A 22,177-nucleotide genomic window follows, 5' to 3' on the forward strand; every position below is an offset into this window, starting at 1 on the left:
ATGGCTTTTCTGGAAATTGATGGGCTGAAGAAGCGCTTCGGGAATGTCGAGATCCTGAAGGGCATCGATGTCGAGCTCGAAAAGGGCGGCTTCCTGGTGCTGGTCGGCCCGTCCGGCTGCGGCAAGTCCACCTTGCTCAACACGATTGCCGGCCTGGAGCAGATCACCGAGGGCGAAATCCGCGTCGACGGCCGCGCCATCAACGATCTGCACCCATCCAAGCGCGACATCGCCATGGTGTTCCAGAGCTATGCGCTCTATCCGAACATGACGGTGGCCGGAAACATCTCCTTCGGCATGGAGATGCGCGGCGTGCCGGCCGACGAACGCCAAAAGGCGATCGACAAGGTGGCCAAGGTCCTGCAGATCGGCCACCTCCTGCAGCGCAAGCCGAGCCAGCTTTCCGGCGGCCAGCGCCAGCGCGTCGCCATGGGCCGGGCGCTGGTGCGCGACCCCAAGCTGTTCCTGTTCGACGAGCCTTTGTCCAACCTCGACGCCAAATTGCGCGTTGACATGCGCATCGAGATCAAGCGCCTGCATGCCACCACCGGCACAACCATCGTCTACGTCACCCACGACCAGATCGAGGCGATGACGCTGGCTACCAAGATCGCCGTCATGCGCGACGGCGAGGTGCAGCAGTTCGGCACCCCGGCCGAGATCTACAACAACCCGACCAATTTGTTCGTCGCCGACTTCATGGGTTCGCCAGCGATGAACCTGATCCCGGCGACCATTGCCACGTCGGGCAATGCGCTGTCCGTCGTGTTGGAGCGCGAGGCGCGCGAGCCGATCACGCTGCCGATGGCCAACGCGCCAGCGGGTCTTTCGGCATTCCAGGGCAAGCCGATCATCTTCGGCGTGCGCCCGGAAGCGCTGACCGATCCGGAAGGTGCGGAACGCAACGCCTCCAACATTGCCACTGCCGACCTGCACATCGAAGTGGTCGAGCCGGCAGGGTCCGACACGTTCGCGGTGACCAACCTCGGCGGCAAGGGCGTGGTGGCGCGGTTGCGGGCCGACGCCAACATCCAGCCGGGCACCAGCACGCCGCTCGCCTTCAACCTGACCAAGGCCGTGTTCTTCGATCCGGCGACCGAACACCGCATCCGCTGATCGAGATGGTCAGCCCCGATATCGTCATCATCGGCTCCGGTATCGGCGGCGCTACGATCGCCTCCGGTCTGGCGGGCAGCGGTGCCTCGATCCTGATGCTGGAGCGCGGTGAGCCCTTGACGGCAACGCCGCATGCCCGCGACACGCGCTCCATCTTCGTCGACGGCCACTACCGTCCGAAGGAGATGTGGCGCGAGGCCGGCGGTGCGGCCTTCAACCCCGGCAATTACTACTATGTCGGCGGCAATTCGAAATTCTACGGCGCGGTGCTGATCCGCTACCGCAAAGAGGATTTCGCCGCCATGGAGCACTTCGGTGGCGTCTCGCCGGCATGGCCGTTTTCCTACGATGAATTCGAGCCTTGGTATTCGAAAGCCGAGCAGCTGTTTCGCGTCCGCGGCTCGCTCGGCGAGGACCCGACCGAACCGTTCCACTCGATCCCCTATGCTTTCAAGCCGGTGCCCGACGAAGCGCCGATTGCCCGCGCCCGCGCTGAGTTGAAAGCCCTCGGCCTGCATCCGGCCTCGCTGCCGCTCGGCGTCGACATCGACAACTGGCTGAAAGAGGGCAAGACCGGCTGGGACGCATTCCCCAATACCGCCCAGGGCAAGGTCGATGCGCAGACCGGACCGCTGACGGCTGCACTCAAGGACAGCAATATCCGACTCGAAACCGGCTGCCATGTCGAATATCTCGAAGCGTCGTCCGACGGCAAAAGCATCGCTGCCGTTCACTACCGTCAGAATGGCGAGCTGAAGAAAGTCGCGCCGAAGCTGGTCATCCTGTCCGCCGGCGCGGTCAATTCCGCCGTCATCCTGCTGCGCTCGCCTTCATCAGACGGTAAAGGCCTCGCCAACAGCTCCGACCAGGTCGGCCGCAATTTCATGAACCATAATTCGAGCGCCATGCTGGCGATCGATCCGCGCCGCAGGAACGACAGCGTCTACCAGAAGACGCTGATGCTGAATGACTACTATCTCTCCGACGGCAAAGGCGGCAAGCCGCTCGGCAACGTCCAGCTGCTCGGCAAGATCGACGGCAACATGTTGAAGGCCAACGTCAAACGCGTGCCGAAATTCGCGCTCGATTACATGGCCGGTCACGCCGTCGACTGGTATCTGATGTGCGAGGATCTACCCGATCCGGAAAGCCGCATCATGGTCGACGGCAAGGACATCGTCATGCAATGGCGGCGCTCCAACATGCAGTCGCTGGACGGGCTGACCAGGGTGATGCGTGAGAACTTCCGCGCCTGCGGTTATCCCATCGTGCTGTCGCGTCCCTTCGACAAGCGCACGCCCTCGCACCAGTGCGGCACGGTGAAAATGGGCGACCATCCGGCGACGTCGCCGCTCGACCCTTTCTGCCGCGCCTTCGACCACCCGAACCTGTTCGTTGTCGACGCCAGTTTTTTGCCGAACTCGGCCGCCGTGAATCCGGCGCTGTCGATTGCGGCACAGGCGCTGCGCGTGGCCGAGCATATTCGCCGAACGGACCTCGCGGCATGACCCGCCCCGCAGCAATCGTCACCGGCGGTGCGCGCGGCATTGGGCTCGCCTGCGCCGAGGCGCTGGCCGGGGACGGCTTCGACATTTTGATCGCCGACCTTGCCGAACAAGCGCCGGACGAACTGGCCGCCAACATCACCGCACGGGGTGCGGAGTTCGCCTATGTCCGTTGTGATATCGCCAACCTCGAGGATCACACGGCCCTCGTCGACGCCGCCATACGTGCCTTCAGCCGCATCGACTGCCTCGTCAACAATGCCGGCATCGGCGCCGTGGTGCGCGGCGATCTGCTGGAGCTGAAGCCCGAGAATTTCGACCGTGCGCTGGACGTCAATTTGCGCGGCACAGTCTTCCTTAGCCAGGCCGTCGCCAAGGCGATGCTGGCGGCTCCCAGCAATCATCCGCGCTCGATCATCACCATCACCTCGGTCAGCGCCGATATGGCCTCGCCGGAACGCGCCGACTACTGCATCTCGAAAGCCGGCCTTTCGATGTGGGTGAAGAACCTGGCGCTACGGCTTGCGCCGGAAAACATCGGCGTGTTCGAACTGCGGCCGGGCATCATTCGCACCGACATGACCGCGAGCGTATCAGCCAAATACGACGCGCTTATCGACAGCGGCCTGGTGCCGGCAAAACGCTGGGGCGAAGCATCGGACATCGGCGCCGTGGTGGCGACGCTTGCCGCCGGCAAGCTCGGCTTTTCCACAGGCTCGATTATCAATGTCGACGGCGCGCTCTCCGTGCCTCGACTGTAGGTGGATAGGGTTATGACCGACTACATCATCGTAGGTGCCGGCCCGGCCGGCTGCGTTCTGGCCAACCGGCTGAGCGAGGATCCAGCGAACTCCGTGCTGCTGCTCGAGGCCGGCGGCAAGGACTGGCACCCCTACATCCACATGCCGGCGGGCTTTGCCAAGATGACCAAGGGCATCGCTTCCTGGGGCTGGTCGACCGTGCCGCAGAGGCACATGCAGGACCGCGTCTTCTGGTATACGCAGGCGAAGGTGGTCGGCGGCGGCTCGTCCATCAATGCCCAGATATACACGCGCGGCAACGCTCGCGACTACGACGCATGGGAGAAGGAAGAGGGCCTCGCGGGCTGGGGCTATCGCGACGTGCTGCCTTATTTCAAGCGCGCCGAGAACAACCAGCGCTTCGCCAACGATTTTCACGGCGACCAGGGGCCGCTCGGCGTGTCGAACCCTATTTCGCCGCTGCCGATTTGCGAAGCCTATTTCCGCGCCGGCCAAGAGATGGGCATCCCCTTCAACCCGGATTTCAACGGCGCTAGCCAGGAAGGCGTCGGCTACTACCAGCTGACCCAGAAGGACGCCCGGCGCTCATCCGCTTCGGTCGCCTATTTGAAGCCCATCCGCGCCCGCAAGAACCTGACGGTCCGAACCGATGTGCTGGTCACCCGCATCGTCGTCGAGAAAGGCCGCGCCACCGGCGTCGAGATCGTCGACAAACCCGGCGGCGAGAAGACCATCATGCGCGCCGAGCGCGAAGTGATCGTCTCGTCCGGCGCCATCGGTTCGCCGAAGCTGTTGATGCAGTCGGGCATCGGCCCGGCTGATCACCTGAAATCGGTCGGCGTGACGCCGGTGCATGATCTGCCCGGTGTCGGCTCCAACATGCAGGACCATCTCGATTTGTTCGTCATCGCCGAATGCACCGGCGACCACACCTATGACAACTACGCCAAGCTGCACCGCACCGCGTGGGCCGGCTTGCAGTATCTGCTGCTGAAGAAAGGGCCGGTCGCCTCCAGCCTGTTCGAGACCGGCGGCTTCTGGTACGCCGATCCTACCGCCGCCTCGCCCGACATCCAGTTCCATCTGGGACTCGGCTCCGGCATCGAGGCCGGCGTCGAGAGGTTGAAGAACCCCGGCGTGACCTTGAACTCGGCCTTCCTGCGCCCGCGCTCGCGCGGCACGGTGCGGCTGAGCAGCGCCGACCCGGCCGACCACCCGCTGATCGATCCCAACTATTGGTCGGACCCTTATGACCGCGCCATGTCGATCAAGGGCCTCAGGCTTGCGCGCGAGATCATGCGGCAGAAGGCGCTTGCACCTTACGTGTTGCGCGAGGTGCTGCCCGGACCATCGCTCGCCAGCGACGACGAGCTGATCGACTATGCCTGCCGCACCGCCAAGACCGACCATCACCCCGTGGGCACCTGCCGCATGGGCCATGACGATATGGCGGTGGTCACACCGGACCTGCGCCTGCGCGGCATCGAGGGCCTGCGCGTCTGCGATGCCTCGGTGATGCCGCGCGTGCCTTCCTCCAACACCAATGCGCCGACCATCATGGTCGGCGAAAAAGGCGCCGACATCATCCTCGGCCGCGAGCCGCTTCCGCCGGCGGTGTTCTCCGGCAATCGGGCCGCATAGCCACTTAGGAGAACGAACCAATGATCAGACACTGCGTCTTCGTACGCTTCCGCAGCGATGTGCCCGCCACCGAGCGCACGGCAATCCACGCCGATCTCGAAGCACTGCGCTCTGTTGTCGACGGCATGGACACGGTCCATTTCAGCACCAATGTCAGCCCGGAGCCGTTCGCGCGCGGCTTCAGCCATGCCTTCACCATCGACTTCCGCGATGCCGCCGCCCGCGACGCCTATCTCGTGCATGAAGCGCATCAGCGCGCCGGCGCCCGATTGGTCGCAGCGCTTGAAGGCGGCACCGACGGGCTGATGGTGTTCGATCTCGACATTACGAAAAAGTGACCGCGCTTCTTTCGAAAGCCGGCTGACGCCTGTTCTCTTTTGCGCCCCAAGGAACATATCGTTCCCCGGGGGCGTTTAGGAGGAACGTCGTGGCTCTCACCGCGCAGAAGAAGAAAACCGTCCTTGCCTCCTTCCTCGGCTGGACGCTCGACGCTTTTGATTTCTTCCTTCTGACGTTCCTGCTCACCGATATCGCAACCGAATCCAACACTGACGTCCCGGCAGTCTCCAAAGCGTTGTTCCTGACGCTGGCGACACGCTTCATCGGCGCCTTCTTCTTCGGCAGGCTGGCCGACAAATATGGCCGCAAGCCCATTCTGATGCTCAACATCGTAAGCTATTCGGTGATCGGCGCGCTGGCTGCCTTCTCGCCCAATCTCGTGGCTACGCGCTGGCGCTGTTTGCCGGCGTGGTCGCCGTCTGCATCATCGTCGTCATCCGCTTCAGTCCGGAACGGCGCGGACAGGTGATGACGGTGCTCGGCTGAAGTATCAGGCTCTCAGCCCAGTCTGAGGGCCACGACACCGGCGACGATGCTGAGCGCGGCGGCGCCGCGCCAGCCTGTCATCTTCTCGCCGAGCGCGAAAACCGAGATCATCATGGCAAACAGGATCGACGTCTCGCGCAACGACGCCACCGAGGCGATCGGCGCCTTGGTCATCGCCCACATGACGATCCAGTAGGCCGCGCCGCTGAGCACGCCGGTGAACAGGCCTGCCTTCCAGTCACGCGCCAGCACGGGCAGCGCCTTGGGCCCGCGAAAGATGAGGCACAGCACCAGCGCCCACGTGGCATCGCAGATGAACAGCCATGCGGCATAGCTCGTTGCCGTTGCGGCCAGCCGCGCGCCGCTGCCGTCGGAGAGCGTATAGCTGGATATGAAGATCGAAGTGCCGAGCGCAAAGCCGACCGCGCGCACATTGATCCGCTCCAGATGCGCGCCGCCGCGAAACGACATCACCAGCGTGCCGGCCGACAGCAGCAGGATGCCGAGGATGGCGAACGGCGCCGGCATCTCCTGCACCACGACAACGCCCCCGAGGGCGGTCAAAAGCGGCGCCGTGCCGCGCGCCAGCGGATAGGTCTGGGCGAAATCGCCGGCCTTGTAGGCGCCGATCAGGAAGGTCCGGTAGCCCATGTGAAAGAGCACCGAGGCGATTATAAAGGGCCATACCGCGGCCTTTGGAAACTCGACGAAGGGCAGCACGAACAGTGCGGCAAAACCCATGCCCAGCGTCATCAGCGTGATCGACAGGAAGCGATCGAGATGCACCTTGACCAGCGCGTTCCAGATCGCGTGCATGGCGGCGGCGGCAAGCACCGCGAAAAAGACGAAAAGCGTCATTGAGGGCTCACCGATCTCCCGAGCTCAAAGGCGTTTCGAGATCGATATCGATCCGGACCGGAAAATGGTCTGAAGCGATCTCGCCTATATCGGCACTGACCGAGCGCACACGGTCCGCGAACATACCGCCGACGAAGCAATGGTCGAGCCGGCGTTTTGCCACTTTCCCGTCTATCGTTTTCACATGGGTGTGGAAATCGGCAGCCGGCTCGCTAGCGACGGCAGCGGCATCAACAAAGCCGTCGAGATAAGCTGCCCCGCGATGATAGGGCGTGCTGCCGACGATGCGGCTGTATTCGGCGCTGCCCGGCTCCATGTTGAAATCGCCCATCCAGATCGCAGCTGTCGGGTTTTCCGGCTCGGCCTCGCCACTGGTCCAGTTGCGCGAAGGCTCATCGTCCGCGCCGCTCCACGGGCCGCCCTCGGACGGCGCGCGGCGATGCTCGGCCAAGAGATAGTCGATCTGCTCCAGACGCTCCTCCGCCGCGATATGGGCGAGATGCAGCGACAGGACCCTTACCGGTCCGGCCGGCGTGCGGATCATGCATTCGAGCGCGGCGTTGCGCGTGTTGAGCGGCCGCAGCGTGCGGCGCATGGGCAGCGCGTGCAGCCGCGACCAGGCGATCGGCAGCTTCGACAGCAGCATGGTGCCGAACTGGCGGCGGCGGTTGACGACCCGGCCGTCGCGCTGCTCACTGGCGTCCATGTCGAAGGCCGGGCCATAGACCCAGTGATAGCTAGGCAGCAGCTTGGACAGGACCTCCGGCTGGTCGTCCTCATTGGTGCGCTGCCAATGCCGCTCGACCTCCTGCAGCGCGATGATATCGGCGCCGTCGACCAGCTTGGTGCAGCGCGAAAGATCGTAACGGCCATCGCCGCCGAACCCGTACTGGATGTTGTAGCTGACCAGCTTCATTGCTTATCCGGCTCAATTTCGCTTTGGCAGTAGCGGTTCGGCAGATGGGTTGCAATGTACCGGCACGACGGCGGAACTGGGCCAGCGTCTATGATGTGGTCAGCGGCTGGAACCGGCCCGCCGGCGATGCCGCCAGTTCGGCCCAGTCGATCTCTTCCTCCAGCCGGTGGTAGGCTTCGTCGCCGATCGTGCCGTTGCTGCGCAACTCCTCGAGCGTGTCGCGCTGGCGGTTGATGGCATAGAGGCGCAGCCGGTCGTATTCGGTCGCGGCCTGAGCGTCCTCCGGGTTTTCCGCAATCAGGCGCTGCGCTTCATACTGTTCGCGCACGACGGCGGCGGCCGCAGATGTCTTGCGGCTCAGCACGTCCAGTGCTGCCTGCATGATGGCGACGCGCGCTTGCGCCACCTCATTGTCGACGGTTCTATCGGGGTCGAAGTTGATCCAGCGCAGCAGCGGCTTCAGCGTCATGCCTTGCAGCACCAGCGTGCCCAGCACCACCGCGAAGGCGGCAAGCACGATCGGGTCGCGGCCGGGAAAATCGGCCGGCAGCGCAATGGCGACCACCAGCGTCACCAACCCACGCATGCCGCACCAGCCGACAATGACGGCGCCGCCGAATGTCGGCAATTCCCGCCTTGCCTCTTGGCTGCCGAAGCGGGCAAGCCACCGGATGATCGCGACGTAACTCGCCACCCAGACAAGGCGCGCGACGATAACGACGACCAGCACCGTTGCGGCGAAAAGGAATGCTTCGCCTTGCCCGTCGCCGGCCAGCCTGCCAACGATCGTGCGTGCCTGCAGGCCCATCAGCACGAAAGCCAGCACGTTGAGCACGAACACGGCCGACTCCCAGACCGAATAGGTGCTGACGCGGCGTCTCGCCGACGACTGGCGCGGCGCCCTGCGCGCAATGGTCATGGCATAGACGACGATGGTGATGATGGCGGAAAGGCCCAGCCTGTCGGCGATGATCCACACGGCGAAGGTTCCGGCAAACTGCACCACCGTGCTGCTCGCCGCATCCTCGATGCGGCCGAGCGCCAGCAGCGAGACGCGGCCAAACAGATAGCCCGCGATCACACTGCCGATCGTTGCCAGCAGGATCACCGGAACGGCGTTGCTGAGCATGATCGTGCCAAGCGCCGCCGAAACCGCCAGCCGGTAGATCAGCAGCGCCGTGGCATCGTTGAGCAGGCTCTCGCCCTGCAGGATGGCGGTGATGCGGTGCGGTACCTTGAACTGGCTGAGCACGGCGGATGCGGCCACCGCATCCGGCGGCGCGACGATGGCGCCAAGCGCGATTGCCGCCGCGATCGGCAGGCCGGCCATCTTCCAGCCGACGAAGGCAACCACCACGGTGGTGAAGACGACGGCGCCTAGCGCCAGCAGCGCGAGCGACAGCCGGTAGCGCTTGAGGTCGCGCAGCGACGTGTCATAGGCGGCGTCGAGAAGCACCGGCGCGATGAACAGGGCAAGCGCCAGTTCCGGATCGATCTCGATTGTCGGCGCACCGGGTACGAAGGCGATCGCGACCCCGGCCAGAGCCAGCAGGGACGGATAGGGAATTTCCAGCCGCCGCGACAGCGCCGTCAGCGCGACGGCTGCCAGGAGCAGGATGAGGGTAAGTTCGAATAGCGCCATGGCCTATCGTAGCGGCGAAGCGGCATCATGGGCAGTGGCTGGATGGCAAGATGCTGTTGATTATCCAGCACTCGGGGTCCGGCAATGATACGGCCGTTCATCGCGCCAGCTCGAATCGACCGCCTCGGTCGCGCCAAAATGCTGCTTGCTAGTGCAGCACCAGCATATCGCTTGATGAGAACGATATGTCGGCCTTCTCGCCGACCGCGGGCGGTGGCGTTGCCGGGCTGTTGAAGGTGTCGAGCGACACCGTGTTGCCGCCGATGCCGACGCGAACGCGAATGACTGAGCCGAGGAAGTGCACTTCGGAGATTTCGCCCGACAGGCTTGAATCGCGACCGGGCTGGCGTCCGAGCGAGATCGCCTCGGGACGCAGCGCCAGCGACAGCGTGTCGCCCGACTTCGAGCCGTTGAGCTTGCCCTTGAGCGAGACTTCCTGCGTGTTGACTTGCACCGTGCCGGCCGCGGCGTCAGTGACCTTGCCTTCGAGCACGTTCAGCGTGCCGACGAAGTTGGCGACGAACTTGGTCGCCGGCCGGTTGTAGATCTCGAACGGCGTGCCGACCTGCTCGGCCTTGCCGCCATACATCACCGCGATGCGGTCGGAGATCGACAGCGCCTCTTCCTGGTCATGGGTGACGAAGATGGTGGTGATGCCGAGCTTCTTCTGGATCGAGCGGATTTCCTCGCGCAACGACACACGTACCTTGGCATCGAGCGCCGACAGCGGCTCGTCGAGCAAAAGCAGCTTCGGCTTCGGCGCGATGGCGCGGGCCAGCGCGATGCGCTGCTGCTGGCCGCCGGAGAGCTGGTAGGGATAGCGGTCGGCCATCTGCGGCAGCTTGATGATGTCGAGCATCTCGGCCACGCGTCTGTCGATGTCCGCCTTGGGCATGCCGGCGACCTTCAGGCCAAAGCCGATGTTTTGCGCCACCGTCAGGTTGGGGAACAGCGCATAGGCTTGGAACACCATGCCGACATTGCGCTGGTTGGGCTTTAGCCTCGTGATGTCCTTGCCTGCGACGACGATCTTGCCCGCCGACGGCTCTTCGAAACCGGCGACCATGCGCAGCACGGTGGTCTTGCCGCAACCCGATGGCCCAAGGAAGGAAACGAACTCGCCCGGCTCGACATCAAGATTGAAATCTTCGACCACGGTGGTGGCGCCGAAGGATTTTCGCACATGCTGGATGGAGAGGAATGGTTCGGCCATGGCTTTTTCTTTCGATCAGTACTTTGTCGATCAGTTCGGGCGGTTCGCCGATCTCGGCGCGAAACGGGACAGGATCTGGATCAGCGACATACAGCCCCAGGTGATGGCGAAGGCGATGATGGCAAGCGCCGCCGGCTCATAGGCGCGGTTGGCGCCAACGTTTTGCAGATAGGGGCCGAAGGCGGGCCGGTTGAGCAAGCTGGCCATGGTGAATTCGCCAATGACGATGGCGAAGGTAAGGAAGGCGCCCGACAGCACGGCGATCAGCACATTGGGCAGGATCACACGACCAATGATCGTGCCCCAACCGGCGCCAAGGATCTGCGCCGCTTCGGTCAGCGTCCTGACGTCGATGGTGCGCAGTCCGGTATCGACCGCGCGATACATGTAGGGCAGCGCCAGCATTGCATAGCCGATGACCAGCAAGGCATTTGTGCCCATGTCGGTCGCCAGGAACGGCAGCGGCGAATTCGAACCGTACATCCTGATATAGCCGAAGACGATGACGATGGCGGGAATGACCAGCGGCAGCAGCGTGATGAACTCTACGATCGGGCGCAGTTGCGGCAGGCGCAGTCGAATCCAGTAGGCGGCGGGCACCACGATCAACACGCCCAGAATGATGGTGAAGATGGCGGCAAGCACTGAGTAGCCAAAGGTCGCCTGAAAACGAGGGTCGCCAAGCACGATCTGATAGGCGTCGAAGGAATAAGCGCCGCGCCGCATGCGCAAGGAAAATTCCACCGTCGCGATCAGCGGAATGAAGAAATAGGCCGCGCCCAGCCCGAAGACGACCCAGGCCCAGAATTTTCCGGACTTCATTTCAGCCACCTCTCCGAGCGCGTCCGGAACCAGATGTAGAAGACATTGGCCAGCCCGGTGATGACGATCATGCCGAAGGCGATCGCATAGCCGAGATGGGCATTGTGCAGCACGTCACCGCGTATCTGCGCATAGAGCAGGATCGGCACGATGTTGAGTGAAGAGCCGGTCAGCGCATAGGCGGTGGCGATGGCGCCGAAGGCATTGGCGAAGAGCAGGATGACCGTGCCGAGGAAACTCGGCCAGATCACCGGGATGACCACCATGCGCCAGTATTGCGTCTGGGTGGCGCCAAGCGTCGCCGCAGCCTCGCCCCACTCCTTCTTCAAGCCGTCGATCGCCGGCGTGATGATGACCACCATTAGGGGAATCTGGAAATAGACATAGGTCAGCGTCAGGCCCCAGAACGATAGGATGTTGAAGCCGTGCGCATAAATGTTGAGACCGAACACGGTGTTGAGCAGCACCGTGGCGAGACCGAGGCGTCCGAGCGTGGCGATGAAGGCGAAGGCCAGCGGTACGCCGGCGAAATTGGAAGCCACGCCGGAGAATGTCAGCGTCGCCGAACGTATCCACTCCGGCAGGCCGCCGCGCACGATGGCGATGGCGATGCCGAGACCTGCGAAGGCGCCGATCAGCGACGAGGAAAGGCTGACCTTGAGCGAGATCCAGTAGGCGGCGACAATCGATGGCTGCGCCAGTGCTGCTATGTTTTCGAACGTGAATTCGCCGGCATCGTTCTGGAATGCACCCAGCATCAGATAGAGCGTGGGTAGGATCAGGAACATGATGGCGAAGATGAAGAATGGCGCAACGCCGAGCCATTGCGTCGGCAGTCGCATTGCACGCGCCTCGCTGGGGGGCGCGGTCTTCCCGGCAACTGCTTGATCGGAAAGCGAGATATCTGTCATGCGCCGGCTGCCCTCTCCGAGGAACACCGGGCGGCCGCGAGGCCGCCCGGTTGGTTTCAAGCCTTACTTGACGTTGGCGCCGACGACGGCATCCCAGTTCTTGGTGACGGCTTCCTTTGCCTTGCCCTGCTCGTCCAGCGTCGGGAACACCGCGGCAGCGTAAGCCTCGGCCGGCGGCAGCTTGGCCATCACGTCCGCCGGGAGCTTGCCGTTCTTGGCAAGATCGTTGAAGCGGATCGGGTGGCAATAGCCCTTCAGCCAGCCGATCTGGCCTTCGTCGGAGTAGAGATACTCCAGCCAGAGCTTGGCAGCGTTCGGATGCGGTGCGAAAGCACTGATCGCCTGCACATAGACGCCGGCAACGACACCGGTCTTGGGCACGACGACGTCGACGGGCGGATTGCCCTTCAGCGTGTCGCGACCGGCAAGTGCATTGTAATCCCAGGTCACCAGGATCGGCGTCTGGCCTTGTGCCAGGGTCGCCGGTTTGCCGATGACCGGCACGAAATTGCCGGCGGCGTTAAGCTTCTTGAAGAAGTCGAGACCAGCAGTGCCAGCAGCTTCGCCGGCAGCCGCACCACCGGAAATGCCGGCCGCGTAGACGGCCTGGATGGCCTGGTTCGAGGCGCGCGGGTCGCCGGCAAGCGCCACGGTGTTGGCGAATTCCGGCTTCAGCAGGTCAGCCCAGTCAGCAGGCGCTTCCTTGACGAGGTCCTTGTTCACCAGGAAGGATAGAACGCCATAGTAGTCGCCGGTCCAGTAACCATCGGCATCCTTGGCGCTGTCGGGGATCGAGTCCCAGGTCGACACTTTGTAGGGCTGGATCAGGCCGTCAGCCTTGGCGGTCGGGCCGAAGGACAGGCCAACGTCGATGACGTCGGGCGCCTGCGGGCCCTTGTTGTCCTTGTTGGCCTTGATCGCCTCGACCTCGTCGCCGGAGCCGGCATCGGGGTTGAGTTCGTTGATGGTGATCTCAGGATACTTTGCCTTGAAGCCGTCGATGACGGCCCCGTAGCCGCACCAGTCATGCGGCAGCGCGATGGTCGTGAGCTGGCCTTCCTTCTTCGCAGCGGCAACCAGTTCATCCATGGACTGGGCCGACGAGATAGCAGAGGTCGCCATGAGGGCGACGGCCGAAAGGGAAAGCACTTTCCCTGTGAACTTGAACATGTGTTCTCTCCGTTGAACTGGCGTCCTGGACGCCTGCGATGCGGTATCGGTTTCATATGACAGCCAGATGAAAGCTTTTTGAAACTGGCCCCCGGCGGTACGAAAAGTTAACTCTTTTTAACCGGCTGTAGCAATTAGCCTCGACTTAATTTCCCGGCTAATGGTTTATTGGCTTGCTTTTTGCCCCCTTGCCCTTCCTTTCCCTTCGTTTTTAGATCACGTCCGGCGCAGAAACCGCCTCAGACAGTGCCGGCGATAGTGTTCTCGAGCAGCGTCAGCGCCGCCTTTTTGGTCAGCCTGACCGGGTTGCCGCCGGCGGTCGGATCGACCACCGCCATGTCGGCGATCAGCCCTTTGCGCTTCTTGTCCATGTCGAGCCCCTTGATCAGATCGGGCAGCGCATGCGGCACCTTCAATTCCTTGCGCAGCTTGATGATCGCTTTGGCAAAGCCGTCGAAGCCACCCTTGATGCCGCAATAGGCAGCGAGCCGGGCAATCCGCTCCTCGATGGAGTCGCGATTGAAGGCCAAGACATAGGGCATGAACACCGCATTCGTCATGCCGTGATGGGTGTCGTAGAGCGCGCCGATCGGATGCGACAGCGAGTGGATGGCGCCAAGACCCTTCTGGAAGGCGGCAGCACCCATAGCGGCCGCACTCATCATGTGGGCGCGCGCGACAAGGTCCTTGCCGTTGGCGTAGGCCTTGGGCAGGTTCTCGAACACCAGGCGCACACCTTCCACCGCAATGCCGTCGGCCATCGGGTGATAGCCCGGCGCGCAATAGGCTTCGAGGCAGTGCGCCAGCGCATCCATGCCGGTGCCGGCGGTGATGAAGCCGGGCATGCCGACCGACAGTTCCGGATCGGCAATGACGATTGCCGGCAAAAGCTTCGGATGGAAGATCACCTTCTTAGTGTGCGTCGCCTCATTGGTGATGACGCCGGCACGCCCGACTTCCGAGCCTGTGCCGGCAGTGGTCGGCACGGCTATGATCGGCGCGATGGCATCCGAATTGGCGCGCGTCCACCAGTCGCCGACATCCTCAAAGTCCCAGATCGGCCGCGTCTGGCCAGCCTGGAACGCGATCAGCTTGCCGAGATCGAGCGCTGAACCGCCGCCGAAGGCGATGACGCCGTCATGCTTGCCCTTCTTGAACACGGCGATCCCGGCGGTGAGGTTGGAATCGACCGGGTTCGGCTTCACCTCGGAGAACACGCCATAGGATACCTTGGCGTCGTCGAGGATTTTCAGCGTCGAAGCGACGACCGGCAGTTTCGCCAACCCCGGATCGGTGACGAATAGCGGCCGCTTAATGCCGGTGGCAGCGAGCACCTCAGGCAGTTCCTTGATGCGCCCGGCGCCGAAGCGGACGGTGGTCGGGTAGTTCCATTTGGAGATCAGCTTGGACATGTCTTGTCTTTCAAAAAATCAGATGGCTTCGCGCAGATGGAAGGATTTCGGCCGGGTCAGATTGTCGTAGCCGAGCGCCGAAAGGGCGACGCCTTTGCCGGTGTCCTTGACGCCGGTCCAGACCAGCGCCGGATCGAGGTAGTCGCAGCGGTTCATGAACACGGTGCCGGTCTCGACGCGGTCGCCGATCGCCACCGCATGCTCGATATCGTCGGTCCAGATCGAAGCGGTCAGCCCGTAGGGGCTGTCGTTCATCAGCGCGATCGCCTCCTCGTCGTTGCGCACCTTCATGATGCCGACGATCGGGCCAAAACTTTCCTCGCGCATGACGCTCATCTGGTGGTCGACGCCGGTCAGCACTTCCGGCGCCAGATAGGGCGAGCCGGCCTTGTCGTTAGCCACCTTCATATTGATGTGTGCGATTGCACCCTTGCGCAGCGCCTCGGCCTTCTGCTCGCGGATCAGGTCGGCAAAGCGCGCCTGCGCCATCGGCCCCATTGTCGTCGCCTGTTCCAGCGGATTGCCGACGGCATAATTCTTCGTCTCGGCGATGAAACCTTCGACGAACTGGTCGTAGACCTTCTCATGCACATAGACGCGCTCGATGCCGCAGCAGCACTGGCCGGAATTGTAGAAGGCGCCGTCGACCAGATTGGCCACCGCATGGTCGAGCTTGGCGTCGGGCAGCACATAGGCCGGGTCCTTGCCGCCGAGTTCGAGTCCGAGCGTCATGAAGGTGCCGGCCGCCGCCTTCTCGATGGCGCGGCCGCCGCCGACCGAACCGGTGAAATTGACATGGTCGATCTTGCCCGAGCCGAGCAGCTTCTCGGTCTGGGCATGGTTCAGCACGACATTCTGGAACACGCCCTTGGGCAGCCCAACCTTGTCGAACGCCTGCTGGAACCGTTCGCCAACCAGCAGCGTCTGCGCCGCATGTTTGAGGATAACGGTATTGCCGGCCATCAGTGCCGGCACGATGGTGTTGACGGCGGTCAGATAGGGATAGTTCCACGGCGCGATCACCATGACGACGCCGAGCGGATCCTTCTTCACATAGCGTCGGAAGCCGTCCTTCGGGTTGGATGCCGGCACGGATTTCAGCGCGGCTTCAGCGATCTCGACCATGTAATCGGTGCGCTCCCTGACGCCGCCGAACTCGCCGCCATAGCGCACCGGTCGCCCCATCTGCCAGGCGATCTCCGGCACGATCTCGTCGGTCATCGCGACCAGCGCTTCGAGCATCGCCAGCATAAATTTGCCGCGCTCGACGATCGGCGTCAGCGCCCACTTCTCCTGCGCCGCCTTGGCGCGCTCGACCGCGGCATTGATCGCCTGGTCGGTCGCGATCGGCCGCTCGGCGTAAATCGAACCATCGATGGGCGATTTGAGTTTTACGGTTTCCAAAGGATACTCCAAGTTAGCAGGCTAGGGTGCGCAGATGGCCATTGCGGCCATAGCGAAGGATGGGCTCGTCACGCGTCACCAGAACCATGTCCAACGCTCTCGCACTTGCCATCAGTATCCGATCCATGGGATCACCATGAGGCGGACCGGGCAGGTTGGATGACGCAATCAGAATGGCTGGTGAGATAGCGCTGAGCTTTGCCGACATTCGCTCGATGAATCGCTCCACGAAGTCGAGTGGCGCCAATGGCAGATTGAGCCGGCCCTTGGCTACGCCAATTCCGATCTCCCATGCCGACATCGGCGAAAGATACAGACGGCCGTCATAGGCCGCTTCCGAAATCTCCCGGCTTGCGTGCGGATCGATCAGACTATCGTTGGCGACAAAGATCATCGCACATGTATCCAGAAGCAGGTTTGGCTCTTCGCTCATTTACGCACCGCAAGTTTGCCGTCACGCGCGTCAGCCTCACCGCCCAGATAGCCCCGGTCCCATGGCTCGTCATCGAAAGGTTTGGTGATATCAAATCCGGCTTCGATTGTTATCAGGCCCTTCATGAAACCAAAACCGGGGTGGCGATCCGCGCGCGCCTCCTTTGGCGCGGCAGGCACGCTACCACTGGGCGGCGCCGAAGTGGGTACTTTGCGAACGCGGCGAAATACCAGTTTCCCACTCCCTATATTGACGGATTCGGTCTCGAACCCAGCCTCAAGCCACTCCCTTGTCATGGGATTGTTGCTCGGATTGTTGCTCCACCATGCAGGGTATTGCTTCGATGCGGGCAGCGGCAGATTGAGCACTCTCTCGATTTCGGCGAATGACATCGGAACGCGATCGACATTTTGGGCAATGAGAAAGTCCTTGAGCGGCGCATATTTGGACATTGCAAACTCCTCAATGTAGCGCACTGCAGTTTACAGGTACCATATGGTACTAACTTCACTACATTGTCAACATTAAAGCTGTATAAAGTTTTAATACCGCTCGAACCCCCTGTGCAGTTCCCAATCCGTAATGCGGCGGTCGTATTCGAACTGCTCCCACTTTGCGGTGTGGACATAATGTTCGAGCACATCGTCGCCGAGCGCCTGCTTCAGCATCTTCGACTTGGCCAGCGTCTCGGTGGCGTCGCGCAGCGTCTTCGGGATCTCCGGCAGGCGCGAGGCCTGGTAGGCATCGCCGACGAACGGCTTCTGCAGTTCGAGCTTCTCGTCGATGCCGGCAAGGCCGGCGGCGATCAGCGCCGCGAAAGCGAGATAGGGGTTCAGGTCGGCGCCGCCGATGCGGCATTCCATGCGGATGCCCTTGGTGCCCTCACCGCACAGGCGGAAGCCGGCGGTGCGGTTGTCCTCGCTCCACATGATCTTGGTCGGTGCGAAGGTGCCGGCCTGGAAGCGCTTGTAGGAGTTGATGTAGGGAGCCAGGAACCAGGTAAACTCCCTGGCATATTTCAGTTGCCCAGCCGCCCATTGCTGGCCAAGCGTGGACAAAGTCCAGTCCGCCTTCTTGTCGAAGAACAATGGCGTCTTGCCATCGGCGCTCCACAGCGAATTGTGGATGTGGCTGGAATTACCGGCGAGCCCGTAATTGTATTTCGACATGAAGGAAATCGACTTGCCTTCGGACTCGGCAATCTCCTTGGCGCCGTTCTTCAGGATGACGTGGCGGTCCGCCATGTCGAGCGCCTCGGCATAGCGCACATTGATCTCTTCCTGCCCCGGGCCCCATTCGCCCTTGGAGTTTTCGATCGGAATGCCCGCCGCTTCCATCTCGTTGCGAAGCCGGCGCATGACGCCTTCTTCCTTGGTGGTGATGCCGATCTGGTAGTCGCCGATATAGGGCGACGCGGTGTCGAGCCCCTGCCAGTGCTTCTTGCGGGCGGAATCATAGGTCTCGTTGAACAGGTAGAATTCGAGCTCGGAGGCGAAGTAGCCGATATAGCCGCGTTCGGTGAGCCGCTTGACCTGCTTTTTCAGCATCGCGCGCGGCGAATGCGGAAGGTCGTCATGGGTGTGGTGGTCGAGCACGTCGCAGATCACCAGCGCGGTCTTTTCCAGCCACGGAATCCGCCGCAGCGTGGCAAGGTCCGGCTTCATGACGAAGTCGCCATAGCCCTTCGACCAGCTTGCCGCCTTGTAGCCCGGCACCGGCTCCATATCGATGTCGGCGGCGAGCAGATAGTTGCAGCCATGCGTCTCGTCATGAGCAGAATCCACAAAGTACTGCGCCAGGAAACGCTTTCCCGCGAGCCGCCCCTGCATGTCGACGATGCAGGCCAGCACCGTGTCGATCTCGCCATTGGAGACCGCTTTCTTCAACTGATCGAACGAGAAATTTCCGGCCATTCCTTTGGCACTCCAGCTAGCCGCTTGGGCTTGTCACTTTGAAAGGGAAAAAGCCGTGGCTATCGAACTCGCCACGGCTTTGATTGTTGCTCAGGCAGATTCGCCGACAGCCTTTTCAGCGGCTGCAATGATCGCCTTGCGCTTGGCGATTGCCGCCTCGCCGATTGGCGGACCCTGGAAACGCCGGTTTTCAATGGCGAACCAAAGAATTGCCAGGATGATGGCGAAGCCAACCGAATAGTACCACAGGCCCGGCACGAAGCTTGTGGCGGCAACCGGCGGATTGGCGGCAGCGTCGCCCGGTGTGCCGGGGATCGACACGACGAAGGCATGACCACCGATCGTGACCAGGACGGTTCCGATCATGACAATGACCGCGAAGACTTTTGACAAACCGCCCAGACGGAAGCTGCCAAAGGTGGTCCAGGTTTTTCCTTCGGCAAAGAAACCCGCAACAATCGGCATTGCATATGAAATGTAGAGATACATAGCGCAGCCGGTCGAGAGCGCGGCAAAGGCATTGAGTGGCGTCGTCACGGCGGTCAACACGACCGCCATGATGGCGGAGAACCAGATCGCCGCCACCGGCGTGCGATATGTCGGGCTGACCGAGCTCAGCAGGCCCGAGAATGGCAAGCCACCATCACGCGCAAACGCATAGATCATCCGTGATGTGGACGTCACGGCGGCTAATGCGCAGAGGAAGTTGGAAATGATCACACCGATCAGCATCAACTTGCCGATAAACGACGTCATGATGGCTGCGATGAAGAGATTGTTGAAGGAACTCCAGCCGGAGGCGGCGGCGGCATTCAGATCCGGGATGGCCATGATCATGACAAGGATCAGCACAAAACCGAACACGCCGGACCAGAAGACTGAATGCAGCATGCCCTTGTGCACCGTGTCGCGCGCATTGACTGTTTCTTCCGCCGTGTGTGCGGACGCGTCAAAGCCGGTAATGGTGAACAGCGGATAGAGAAGGCCGATGATGATCGCCATCAATGGACCGGTTTGCGGGGAAACGCCACCACCAGAAGCCCCGGTGTTGTTTACGAAGGTGAACGCCTTGCCGATGTCCAGGCTTGGCGCCGCCATCAGAAACATGATGATAAGGATGACGGTGACCCCGAGGATCAGGTAGCCGGAGAAATCCGTCAGTATGGTCGTCAGCCTGATGCCGAAGTGGTTCAGCAGGGCTTGCGCCGCGGTGATGACGGCGACCGATAGAATTTGCGTCCCCATCCCCCAGCCGGAGACGTCCCAGCCGAGTACCGAACCGAAGAACAGATCACGCGTGATGAGATAGAGAAACACATTCACGGCCGGGATGACGAACAGCAGTCCCAGCAGATTGACGTAGGCCGTTGCCCAACCCCAGAACCGGCCGCCCAGGATTGACGACCAGTGATACAGGCTGCCTGCCGTCGGGTAGGCTGACGCGATCTGGCCAAGACAGGCCGCAACGACAAGCGCATACGCGCTGCCGATGATCCAGCCGATGGTCAGTGAGAATGGACCGCCCGTCGAAAGCGCGATCGGGAATGATCCAAACCCGCCGGACAGGATGCAGATGATCGAAAACGAGATCGCAAAGCTTTGGAATGCTCCCATGCGCCGCGATAGTTCCTGGGCGTAGCCCATGCTGTGAAGGACCTTCACGTCCTCCGATGTGTCCGTGTGTATCGGTGCTGCCATTTGAAGTCCCCTTTTTAACGTTCTTAGCTGGCCGATTGAACTGACTTTCCCATTGCGTGTCGCCGGGAACCCTTGGCCTCCTCGGGTTTCAGGTCAGAAAAAATGCCTGTGAGCAGATCCGCCCATTTCCGCTGCCCGGTCTCGCCGGAGATCTCGTCGTTGCGGATTTCGATCATTGCGCAGGCAAGGCCGCGCGAGCGTGCATGGCGCTCCAAAGTGAAATAGACGCGGTCGGCCGGCGAATAGGGCTCGTTGATGCCGACACTGACGCCGGAGAGCCGCTGCAGCGCCGCTATCAGCGGCGACGCCAGCCGGCGGTCGTCATCATGGATGATGCCGATATGCCAGGGCCGCTTCTTGCCCTTGTAGACGGGGGTGAAGGAATGCACCGACACCAGACGGGTCTCCTGCCCACGCGCCTGCCGGTCGTCGATGATCGATGCGATCGTGTCGTGGAACGGCCGCCACGACAAAGCGATGCGCTCGGCGCGCTCACTGTCCGACAGGCCGGCATTGCCCGGAATGGCCGTCGTCTCGCTGACGGGCGGCACCAGGTCCGGTGCGTCGAGCGGACGGTTGCAGTCGATGATCAGGCGCGAGATGCGGGTTTCGATGAGCGTCGCATCGAGGGCGGTCGCGATGCGGCGGGCCACCGGCAGCGCGCCGGGGTCCCAGGCGATGTGGCGGGAGAGGTCCTCGGCCGGCAGGCCAAGCGTGCCGAATGCCGACGGCAGGAAGTTGGAAGCGTGGTCGCAGGTCAGCACGAAAGGGCTGGACCCGCCGGGGTTCGTCACCCCTACGGTATCAGACGATGCAAGGCTGGCGGGCCGTGCTCTCTCCATAGTCTGCCGTCCCCTGGGGAGCGCTGTATCTTATGTTACGTATTTTGCCTCATTGCGTCCCTGTGGATGATTTCATACAGTTTGTCCGGCTTTGTCAAACGCGATTTCAGGGAAGCGGTCTGGACGGGCTCAGGGGTGGGGAAAACGATGATTTCCAGCATTGCCGAACTGATTTCGGACCGCATCGGCACGATGCCGGCCGGCGAGCGCCGCGCCGCGCAGACACTGATTGCCAACTATCCGCTGATCGGGCTGAAGACGGTCGCCGAGTTCTCGACCGCCGCCGGCGTATCGTCGCCGACAATCCTGCGCTTTGTCTCGAGGCTAGGGTTCCAGAACTATCCCGAGTTCCAGTCGGCGCTGCAGGACGAACTGGCGGCGCAATTGCAGTCGCCGGCATCGCGCACGCTCAATCCGGCCTCGCCAGGCAGCAGTGCCGTGTCGCCAATGCTGGAGGCGACGCTGGACAATATGCGCGAGACCTTCAGGCATCTCTCCGACAGGCAGCTTGCCGACATCGCCGCAAGGCTCGCCGAACGGCGCGGCAAGACATTCCTGATCGGCGGCCGCTTCACCGATCCGTTGGCGCGCTACATGGCCGCCCACCTCGCCATCATCCAGCCCGACGTTTATCACCTCGCCGGCCAGGAGAGCATCTGGCGCGACCGGCTGATCGACATGGGCAAGCGCGACGTGCTGGTGATCTTCGACATCAGGCGCTACCAGGACAGTCTGGTCCGCTTTGCCGAGACCGCGCATCAGCGCGGCGTGCAGATCGTGCTGTTCACCGACCAGTGGCTATCGCCGATCGCCCGCTTCGCCCGCCATGTCATTGCCGGACGCACCGCCGTGCCTTCGGCGTGGGACTCTTCCGCCGCTCTGTTCGTTGTCGCCGAGACGCTGATCGGCGCCGTCACCAGGCAGCTCGAGGCCGACAGCGCCAGGCGCATCCGCGACCTGGAAAGCCTGCGCTGACACGCTCAATCCCGGCCGCAGGTGCGCAAAATTACGCAGATTTAATGTGCATGGAAGCGGCAGAATTGCCATAAAGCCATGATATTGCGGCGGCTTCGCACATACCGGGTGCGTCGCTGC

General features: G+C 62.4%; 21 protein-coding genes. 7 read left to right on the forward strand and 14 right to left on the reverse strand.

Annotated elements, in window-relative coordinates; all coding sequences use genetic code 11:
- The 6 genes from NKJ88_RS02360 to NKJ88_RS02385 all read left to right on the forward strand — a co-directional run bounded on the left by NKJ88_RS02360 (position 1) and on the right by NKJ88_RS02385 (position 5,831).
- Positions 1–1,116 (forward strand): ABC transporter ATP-binding protein, encoded by a 1,116-nt coding sequence (locus NKJ88_RS02360; RefSeq protein ID WP_023671180.1) that lies wholly within the window; start codon positions 1–3, stop codon positions 1,114–1,116.
- Positions 1,117–1,121: 5 nt separating this feature from the next.
- Positions 1,122–2,624: a GMC oxidoreductase gene (locus NKJ88_RS02365; RefSeq protein ID WP_023671179.1), complete on the forward strand. Its 1,503-nt coding sequence runs from the start codon at positions 1,122–1,124 to the stop codon at positions 2,622–2,624.
- On the forward strand, positions 2,621–3,382 hold the full coding sequence (locus tag NKJ88_RS02370; protein WP_023671178.1) for a 3-ketoacyl-ACP reductase: 762 nt from the start codon (positions 2,621–2,623) through the stop codon (positions 3,380–3,382). The genes NKJ88_RS02365 and NKJ88_RS02370 overlap by 4 nt, the downstream gene beginning before the upstream one ends.
- A 12-nt stretch (positions 3,383–3,394) precedes the next feature.
- Positions 3,395–5,023: a GMC family oxidoreductase gene (locus NKJ88_RS02375; RefSeq protein WP_023671177.1), complete on the forward strand. Its 1,629-nt coding sequence runs from the start codon at positions 3,395–3,397 to the stop codon at positions 5,021–5,023.
- Positions 5,024–5,043: 20 nt separating this feature from the next.
- A complete protein-coding gene (locus NKJ88_RS02380; RefSeq protein ID WP_023683219.1) occupies positions 5,044–5,361 on the forward strand; it encodes a Dabb family protein in 318 nt (105 codons plus the stop codon).
- An 89-nt stretch (positions 5,362–5,450) separates the two neighbouring features.
- Positions 5,451–5,831, forward strand: a complete 381-nt coding sequence (locus NKJ88_RS02385; RefSeq protein WP_023683218.1) for an MFS transporter — start codon at positions 5,451–5,453, stop codon at positions 5,829–5,831.
- Between the two features lie 29 nt (positions 5,832–5,860).
- Here the strand turns inward: NKJ88_RS02385 and NKJ88_RS02390 are convergent, their stop codons facing one another.
- The 14 genes from NKJ88_RS02390 to NKJ88_RS02455 form a co-directional block, all read right to left on the reverse strand.
- On the reverse strand, positions 5,861–6,706 hold the full coding sequence (locus NKJ88_RS02390; RefSeq protein ID WP_023683217.1) for an EamA family transporter: 846 nt from the start codon (positions 6,704–6,706) through the stop codon (positions 5,861–5,863).
- A gap of 7 nt (positions 6,707–6,713) precedes the next feature.
- Positions 6,714–7,622: an endonuclease/exonuclease/phosphatase family protein gene (locus NKJ88_RS02395; protein ID WP_352443500.1), complete on the reverse strand. Its 909-nt coding sequence runs from the start codon at positions 7,620–7,622 to the stop codon at positions 6,714–6,716.
- Between the two features lie 88 nt (positions 7,623–7,710).
- On the reverse strand, positions 7,711–9,264 hold the full coding sequence (locus NKJ88_RS02400; RefSeq protein ID WP_023814633.1) for a cation:proton antiporter: 1,554 nt from the start codon (positions 9,262–9,264) through the stop codon (positions 7,711–7,713).
- Between the two features lie 148 nt (positions 9,265–9,412).
- Positions 9,413–10,477 carry an ABC transporter ATP-binding protein gene (locus NKJ88_RS02405; RefSeq protein ID WP_023686439.1) on the reverse strand — a complete coding sequence of 355 codons (1,065 nt, stop codon included), beginning with the start codon at positions 10,475–10,477 and terminating at the stop codon, positions 9,413–9,415.
- A 30-nt stretch (positions 10,478–10,507) separates the two neighbouring features.
- Entirely contained in the window at positions 10,508–11,299 is a 792-nt protein-coding gene (locus tag NKJ88_RS02410; protein ID WP_023671171.1) for an ABC transporter permease, read from the reverse strand.
- The gene (locus NKJ88_RS02415) at positions 11,296–12,210 is read right to left on the reverse strand and encodes an ABC transporter permease (protein ID WP_023825180.1); all 915 of its coding nucleotides are present in this window, start codon (positions 12,208–12,210) and stop codon (positions 11,296–11,298) included. Before NKJ88_RS02415 ends, NKJ88_RS02410 begins: the two co-directional genes overlap by 4 nt.
- A gap of 63 nt (positions 12,211–12,273) precedes the next feature.
- Positions 12,274–13,380, reverse strand: a complete 1,107-nt coding sequence (locus NKJ88_RS02420; protein WP_023671169.1) for an ABC transporter substrate-binding protein — start codon at positions 13,378–13,380, stop codon at positions 12,274–12,276.
- Between the two features lie 239 nt (positions 13,381–13,619).
- The gene (locus NKJ88_RS02425; protein ID WP_023683212.1) at positions 13,620–14,792 is read right to left on the reverse strand and encodes an iron-containing alcohol dehydrogenase; all 1,173 of its coding nucleotides are present in this window, start codon (positions 14,790–14,792) and stop codon (positions 13,620–13,622) included.
- 18 nt (positions 14,793–14,810) lie between these two features.
- Entirely contained in the window at positions 14,811–16,196 is a 1,386-nt protein-coding gene (locus NKJ88_RS02430) for an aldehyde dehydrogenase family protein (RefSeq protein ID WP_352443501.1), read from the reverse strand.
- 13 nt (positions 16,197–16,209) lie between these two features.
- Positions 16,210–16,629, reverse strand: coding sequence for a type II toxin-antitoxin system VapC family toxin (locus NKJ88_RS02435; RefSeq protein ID WP_031196520.1), 420 nt, complete (start codon positions 16,627–16,629; stop codon positions 16,210–16,212).
- Entirely contained in the window at positions 16,626–17,081 is a 456-nt protein-coding gene (locus tag NKJ88_RS02440) for a DUF7662 domain-containing protein (protein ID WP_352443502.1), read from the reverse strand. Before NKJ88_RS02440 ends, NKJ88_RS02435 begins: the two co-directional genes overlap by 4 nt.
- Positions 17,082–17,171: 90 nt before the next feature.
- Positions 17,172–18,542, reverse strand: a complete 1,371-nt coding sequence (locus NKJ88_RS02445) for a glutamine synthetase family protein (RefSeq protein WP_023671164.1) — start codon at positions 18,540–18,542, stop codon at positions 17,172–17,174.
- A 90-nt stretch (positions 18,543–18,632) separates the two neighbouring features.
- Complete coding sequence (locus tag NKJ88_RS02450; RefSeq protein ID WP_023825178.1) at positions 18,633–20,240, reverse strand: amino acid permease; 1,608 nt, start codon at positions 20,238–20,240, stop codon at positions 18,633–18,635.
- A 23-nt stretch (positions 20,241–20,263) separates the two neighbouring features.
- Positions 20,264–21,082 (reverse strand): N-formylglutamate amidohydrolase, encoded by an 819-nt coding sequence (locus tag NKJ88_RS02455; protein ID WP_352443503.1) that lies wholly within the window; start codon positions 21,080–21,082, stop codon positions 20,264–20,266.
- Between the two features lie 147 nt (positions 21,083–21,229).
- Here NKJ88_RS02455 and NKJ88_RS02460 point away from each other — a divergent pair, with 147 nt between their 5' ends.
- Positions 21,230–22,057: a MurR/RpiR family transcriptional regulator gene (locus NKJ88_RS02460; protein WP_023832906.1), complete on the forward strand. Its 828-nt coding sequence runs from the start codon at positions 21,230–21,232 to the stop codon at positions 22,055–22,057.
- The last annotated feature ends 120 nt before the right edge of the window (positions 22,058–22,177 follow it).

The organism is Mesorhizobium sp. M0016 (genome assembly GCF_040324035.1).
Taxonomy (GTDB): domain Bacteria; phylum Pseudomonadota; class Alphaproteobacteria; order Rhizobiales; family Rhizobiaceae; genus Mesorhizobium.